General features: G+C 62.5%; 6 protein-coding genes. 5 read left to right on the top strand and 1 reads right to left on the bottom strand.

Annotated features, from left to right (window positions below):
• The first annotated feature begins 11 nt into the window (after nt 1-11).
• Both B2G71_RS22965 and B2G71_RS22970 read left to right on the top strand, forming a co-directional pair.
• On the top strand, nt 12-725 hold the full coding sequence (locus B2G71_RS22965; protein ID WP_098108987.1) for a hypothetical protein: 714 nt from the start codon (nt 12-14) through the stop codon (nt 723-725).
• On the top strand, nt 722-1,879 hold the full coding sequence (locus B2G71_RS22970; RefSeq protein ID WP_141521683.1) for a hypothetical protein: 1,158 nt from the start codon (nt 722-724) through the stop codon (nt 1,877-1,879). Before B2G71_RS22965 ends, B2G71_RS22970 begins: the two co-directional genes overlap by 4 nt.
• Here the strand turns inward: B2G71_RS22970 and B2G71_RS22975 are convergent.
• The gene (locus B2G71_RS22975; protein ID WP_240530321.1) at nt 1,876-3,186 is read right to left on the bottom strand and encodes a site-specific integrase; all 1,311 of its coding nucleotides are present in this window, start codon (nt 3,184-3,186) and stop codon (nt 1,876-1,878) included. The genes B2G71_RS22970 and B2G71_RS22975 overlap by 4 nt on opposite strands.
• A 412-nt stretch (nt 3,187-3,598) precedes the next feature.
• Between B2G71_RS22975 and B2G71_RS22985 the strand changes: the two genes are divergently transcribed.
• From B2G71_RS22985 to B2G71_RS22995, 3 genes are all read left to right on the top strand, one after another.
• Entirely contained in the window at nt 3,599-3,883 is a 285-nt protein-coding gene (locus B2G71_RS22985; RefSeq protein WP_098108990.1) for a hypothetical protein, read from the top strand.
• Between the two features lie 414 nt (nt 3,884-4,297).
• Nucleotides 4,298-5,521, top strand: coding sequence for a CaiB/BaiF CoA-transferase family protein (locus B2G71_RS22990; protein WP_098108991.1), 1,224 nt, complete (start codon nt 4,298-4,300; stop codon nt 5,519-5,521).
• A 37-nt stretch (nt 5,522-5,558) separates the two neighbouring features.
• The gene (locus B2G71_RS22995) at nt 5,559-6,194 is read left to right on the top strand and encodes a GntR family transcriptional regulator (protein ID WP_206049496.1); all 636 of its coding nucleotides are present in this window, start codon (nt 5,559-5,561) and stop codon (nt 6,192-6,194) included.
• The last annotated feature ends 73 nt before the right edge of the window (nt 6,195-6,267 follow it).

Genomic DNA, 6,267 nt, shown 5'->3' on the forward strand with positions numbered 1-6,267 from the left:
TGGAGAATCCCTTGAACATCGAGCGTCTTGAACAGCGCCAGGCGGTAGGCGCCTGGCGCGACGAACTGCAGCTCGCGGCGTGGCGCCTGATCAACGGTGCCGCGAAGGGCGCACGTGAAGGCCTTGAGGTCCACATCGCCAAGGATGCAAGCATCCTCGATACGATCTGGGACCCGGCCAGCTTTACCTACGAAAAGATCGACGCTCCCATGAAGGCTGTACTTTCCGGGGCGCTCGATGGGCTGTTCAGGCAGGCGGCCGAGGAACTGCGCATGATCGCGCCCGACTATGCACCGCTTGCCGAGGCCCTGATCGCCAGCGCTGCGTCCTTCACATTTCCGGCGGTGGAGGCGAAATCGGCGGGGCCGGATGCCCAGCGTGATGAAACAGGGGCTGCGACCAAGGGCCCTGCCTCGCCGCCCGCTTCTGCGGGATCTGATGGGAGCCGCTGGGCGAGCGTCGGCAGCTATGTAGCGAACAACCGCGTCGCCAGCGGCGCCCGTGAGTGGGGGGCCTGGCTCCTCGACACGGTCAGCACGACTGCAGATGCGGCCAGCCAGAAACTGCAAAGCGGCGTGGGGTTGCATGACCGCCTGCGCAACAGCGCCTCGGAACGGATCGCGATTGCCTGGATGGGCGAGCGGGGCGAACCGCGCCCGCTGATGTCCCAGGTGGTCGCCCTGGTCGATGAAGTCGCCAACGATGCAAGGAGCATGTCGCTATGAGCAGCATTGCTCGTCTTCTGGTGCCCACAATCGCCGCTCAGACCGGGATCGACGACGGCACGTTGCGCGTCGTGGGCAGCGTGGTCCGTCACGTATCCGGGCCGCTCAAGGGCAAGATCCATAGCCACCTGCAGGAAACTGGCGCGTGGGGGCAGGTGGCGAGCCAGATCCTGTCATCAGACTTCGGGGGCAGCCTGGGCAAGGCGATGAAGACGGGAGCCAAGTTGACGGCCGCTACTGGCAATCCCGTAGTGGGTGCGGTCAACGCGGTTGGAGACCTCGCTCTTCAGGCCACTGCTGTCGCCCAGAACGAGGTGATCCGACAGGGCGTCGGCAGGGTCGAGAACCGCCTCGGCACGATGGACCTCAAGCTCGATGGCCTCGTGCAGGGCATGGCCGGCCTACAGAAGCTCGGAATCGCCAATCTTGGCCTCGGTGCGGTCGGCATCGGCGTGTCGCTTGCCGGTTTTGCACTGGTGAACGCCAAGCTGAACCAGGTGCAGGGTACCATCCGTGACCTGTCCGGCAGGGTCGATGAACTCAGCGCCAAGCTCGACCAGTTGCGGCAGGAGCGGATCGACGAGGATTTCCTCGCGATACAGTCCCTGGCGCGTCGCTACGAGGAGGCATGGCAGATCGGTCGGCAATCGCGCGCCGCCGCTGAATGGCTCTCCGTCGCTCGCGAAGCCCGAAAGTATCAAGACCTGTTCAATCACCGCGCCAGCGAGCTGCTGTTCGCTCTTCCGCCCAACTTTGCCCTCGCCGATGCAATGATCGACGCGCTCGCAATGACGGGCGGATTGCGGGTGGTCGCGCTGATGGCAGCCAACGAGCCAGACGCTGCCGCCGGGATCGCCGATGAGAACTATCGGCAGATCGACCTGCTCACGGGATCAATCGGCCTCGTCGATCTCGTCCATGGCCACATGTCTCAAGATGCCGAACCGGGCACGCAGGCCTGGGACCTCGCCCTGACACAGGCCAGCGAACTGGCTCGCCCCGAAGTGACCAAGTTGCGCCAGCGCGAAGCAGCGGCAGCAACACGGTCTGCGCCTCTTCTGTTTCTGGCAGAGCGCGGAATAGCCCCGAAGCAATGGCTCGAAGCCGCACGAAACGAAATGTCCGAGCCTGTGCTGCTTCTCAAGGCTGACTAATCAGCGGTGACCGTGTCGTCCTTGTCCGGGTGGGCTGTGGCGGTCTCGTCCCCCTGCGGGGTCTTGAGCCCTAGCGCCTTTGCCAGGGGGGTGGCGACACGGTCTGCCGCCAGCCTGGCGGGGTCATGCGCGATATGGGCATAGATCTGGGTCGAGCGTGCATTGGCATGCCCCAGCAGCGCGCCGACCATCAGGATGGCCTCACCTGCGGATGCTGCGAACGCGCCCATCGTATGGCGCAGCACGTGCGGGGTAACGCCTTCCAGGCCGGCGAGCTTCATGGCTTCGGGCCAGATCTTCCTGGTCCCCTGATAAAATCCCTCGCCTCGTTCGGCAGGAAAAACATAGGGCGACTCTGGCGCTGCGGTCTTTAGCAGTGACTTGAGCAGTGCCGCTGCTCCGCCTGCGAGAGGTCTGACATTCTTGCCTGTCTTCGAATCCTCGAACAGCAGCCTGCCGAGCTCGAAGTCGACCTCCGACCATTTCAGCCCCGCGATCTCGTTTCGCCTGCATCCTGTCAGGGCCCAGAGGCGAGCGATGTTGGTCGCTTTGGGATTCACACCGCGATCCTCGAGCTCAGTCAGTGCGGCGCCTAGCCTCTCGATCTCCTCGATTTTAAGGAAGCGTTCGCGCTTGTTGTCGGTTTTCCGCACGCGGGCGTGACTGACCGGATTGCTGGTGACCAGATTTCGGCTGGCCGCGAAGGAGAAAACGGCCGATAGGTCACGCACTACCTTGCGGGCGGCACCTGGGCCCCCTCTCACGATGATACGCTTCCTTGGGCCCTGAAATTCGTCTTTTGAGGTCTTTCGGTCTACCACCGCTTTTGAAAGTGCCTCAATGTCACCAGTCGATATTTCGGTGATCTTCTTCCTGCCCAGGATCGGCACGACGTGGTTGCGCAGGCGGGCCATGGTGTACTGCTTGGTCTGCGCCTTCATTGGCGTCCCGATGCGGATACCTCGCTGAATCACGCATCCTTCTGCTTCGTATAGATCGATCAGGTCGGCCACGAGCATCTCACGGCGCTTGGCCGTGGTGTCCCCCATAGGATCTCCACCAAGTTCAGCCATCGCAAGGATTTTCTTAGCCTTGGTTCGGGCATCCTTGGCGTCGATCAAGGGGTATTTGCCAATCGTGAACCAGCGCACGGAGGCGTTCCGACCCCCGTGTCCGGCGCGATATTTCGCCACCCAAATCTTCGCGCCACTCGGCTGGATGCGCAGCCCAAATCCGCTCAGATCACTATCCCAGATGTACTCGCGCTTGGAGCCAGGAGCGGCTTCCTCGGCGGCGTTGTTGGTCAACTTTGGCATCGATCTTGAGTCCCCCTACTCACGGTTTCGGTCTACCACCGGTCTACCACCGATCTAGCGGAGGGCGATCCGAAAGGCGATTGGAATTCGGAGTGAGTCCACATAAAGCATTGAAATATCGAAATTCATGTATCGGCACGAACTGGCGCGAACAGCTTATACCAACCTTGCCAAGGTTGGGGTCGAGGGTTCGAATCCCTTCGCCCGCTCCAAGATTTCCTAGATAAATTAGTGAGATAATCGCCTTCAAGGCGAGGCGAATTTGCGCCGTCATTCTGTGTCGCCACCATGTCGCCACGGGGATGTGTTTCCGCGCGCAATTCTGCGCAAGAATGGCTCGTCCGCTCTCTGCCTCCTATTGCTGTGACGAGACAAGCACCATGCGCGGCGTTATGGTCCCCTGATGAACGACGAAGCGCACAACTTCATTCTCGAATTCTTCTGTAAGAGGCGGCGGTTGTCGGAAAGCGCAGTGCCTCGCGGGCTGGCTGACATGATCTGCGCTGTCACCGCTCCCTACCTCCTGATGATTGAATGCTTGGACGCGTTGGACTCCGACCCTTCAAGCGGACTTCTAATCAAGCTGATTGATCGGGCATACGAAACCGCCGCGGGATCGTTGGCTCTCTTTGCAATAGGCCATTTGCGAGAGGCTGAGATTCTATCCTGCTCGGTCTATGAGAGTTGAGCAACAACATCATATATCGCAAACGAAACGCCGTCTTTGCGGATTGCCCAGTTCTTCCTGCATTATGTGCGGGAAGAACGGGACCAAAACTGGTTGCGCACTTCGGCGGCCTAAATCACCACCCATTCGCCGTTTGCTGCAATTTCCGTGTTGGAAGACAGAGAGGCATATCTCTCTAGGTGAACGGTATGTATCGGCAAAAGGCGTTGCGGGGCAACGGCCTGTGCCATGCGACGTAGGTCTGCGCTGGAAGCCTGGCCGGAGCTATGGGCAATGTGGAAATCTATGTCCTTTTGCTTCGCCGGCCCGTCGGGTTCGACCGCCGGCCGATCTCGAAGGCCGAAGGTCTACAGAAAGCAGGGGTACTGACGTGAAGGCTTGATGCATAATGCATTAAAGGCGTAGAAGGTCAGCATGAGTCATGGAACACCGCTTGCCGGCAAGCGCGTGCTCGAACTGGGCACGATGATCGCAGCTCCGTTTGCGACCCACATCCTTTCGCAACTCGGGGCCGAGGTCATCAAGATCGAGCCGCCCTCGGGCGATACCACCCGCTCGCTGGTGCGCGGCGGACCGTCGGGCACGATCATCGCCTACAGCCATTCCAAGCGGGCGCTCTGCCTCGACCTGACGTCGGAGGCGGGACGGGAGGTCTTTCGCCGCCTCGCGGCGAGCGCGGACGTCGTGATCCACAACCTGGCCCCGGCCGCCGCGCGCAAGCTGGGCGTGACGGCGGACGACTGCATGGCGGCGAACCCCGCCGTGGTGCATGTCCACATCAAGGGCTATGCCCAAGGGCCTCAGGCCGATGACCTGATGACGAACCCCATCGCCGAAGCCGCGACCGGGGCGATGGACGATCACCGGGTCGATGGCCGCCCGACGCGCTTCGGGCCATCGTACCACGACCAGTTCGCGGGCACTTACGCGGTGATCCGCGTGCTCGCCGCGCTGCTAGATCCGCAAGCGGACGAAGATGCGCGGCGCATCGAGATCGGGCTATACGAAACCGGCCTGCACCTTGCCGCGCGCGATCTTGCCGGAATGCAGCTCAAGACCCAGCTTCTGGGCGCGCTTTCGAAGGAAGCCGGCGGCGAGTTTTCGATGCCCGGCTACGGCGCCTACCTCACGGCGGACGGTCGCTGGATCTATCTGCTCATCCTCACCGATGCGCACTGGGCGAAGCTGACCAGGGCGCTCGCCATGCCCGAGGATGCGGATCCGGCATACGCGCGATTGCGCGACCGCAAGAAGGCGCGTGACACGGTCGAAGCGGCGGTGGCCTCGGCGATCGGCAAGTTTGCCTTCGCCGAAATCGAGGAGCGGCTGCGCGCGGCGGGTCTCGGTTTCCACGAGGTGATGCCGCTCGAGCGCGTGCTCGAGACGCCGCAGGCGCGGCAGCCGGGCAAATTGCGCGAGTTGGACTACAGGGGCCTCCACTTCGAGGTTCCGGAATTTCCCGGCGGCCGTTCGGCGGCACCCAACCTTCCGCCGCCGGAGCTGGGCGAGCACTCCGCGCAGATTCTCGCGGATCTCGGCTATGCTTCCGAAGAGGTCGATGCCATCCTGGCATCCGGTGGGGTAAAGGCCGGCAGCGATGCCGATTTCGCTTGGGCTCCGGTCCGACGGAAAAGCTGAGGGTATGGTGATGCACTTTCGTACAAAAGAGGAGCAGGTGGCGGACTTTCTGCGCGAGAGCATCATCTCCGGGCGATATCCACGCGGCGCGCGGCTCAAGCAGCAAGAGATCGCGACGCAGCTCAACACCAGCATTACCCCGGTGCGCGAGGCCCTCAAACTGCTTGCCGCCGAAGGCTATGTGATTGGCGACAGCTATCGCGGTGCGACCGTCGCGCCCTTCGATATCGAGGCATCCAGCGAGGTGCTTACGCTGCGCGTGCTGCTGGAGACGCAGCTCGTGCGCGGCGCGGTGGAAAGGGTGGCGGCGGCGGACATCGCCGAGCTGCGCGTGCTCGCCCGCGAGTTCGCCGAAGCCTTCGATGCCGGTGACAACGAGGCCGCGCGCGCCGCCAATTACCGCTTTCACCACCGCCTCTTCGAGATCGCGGCGATGCCGCAGACGCTGCATTTCGTGCAGATCCTGTGGGCGCGCTATCCGTTCGACCTCATCAATCGCCTCAAGGGCCGAGTGGGCCGCGCGGCGGACGAGCACGACGAGATGCTCGCCGCGCTGATCGCCGGAGACACCGCGGCGGCGATGCTGGCGACGCGTCAGCATATCGAGGCCGGATTCCAGGAACTGAGGGATTCGGTGCGAGAGCAAGTCCCGGACACCGGAGGAGAGAACTAGGTTTCGTGGACAAAGGTTGACAGCAGGATCGGGCGTTGATTCAAGGCTGCCTTTTGGAGGTGGCGTTGGGCGA

The sequence above is a fragment of the Novosphingobium sp. PC22D genome, from assembly GCF_002556635.1.
GTDB lineage: Bacteria > Pseudomonadota > Alphaproteobacteria > Sphingomonadales > Sphingomonadaceae > Novosphingobium.

Coding starts and splice junctions, on each gene's coding strand:
- B2G71_RS22970 (WP_141521683.1), top strand. CDS start 722: ATGAGCAGCATTGCTCGTCTTCTGGTGCCCACAATCGCCGCTCAGACC.
- B2G71_RS22985 (WP_098108990.1), top strand. CDS start 3,599: ATGAACGACGAAGCGCACAACTTCATTCTCGAATTCTTCTGTAAGAGG.
- B2G71_RS22990 (WP_098108991.1), top strand. CDS start 4,298: ATGAGTCATGGAACACCGCTTGCCGGCAAGCGCGTGCTCGAACTGGGC.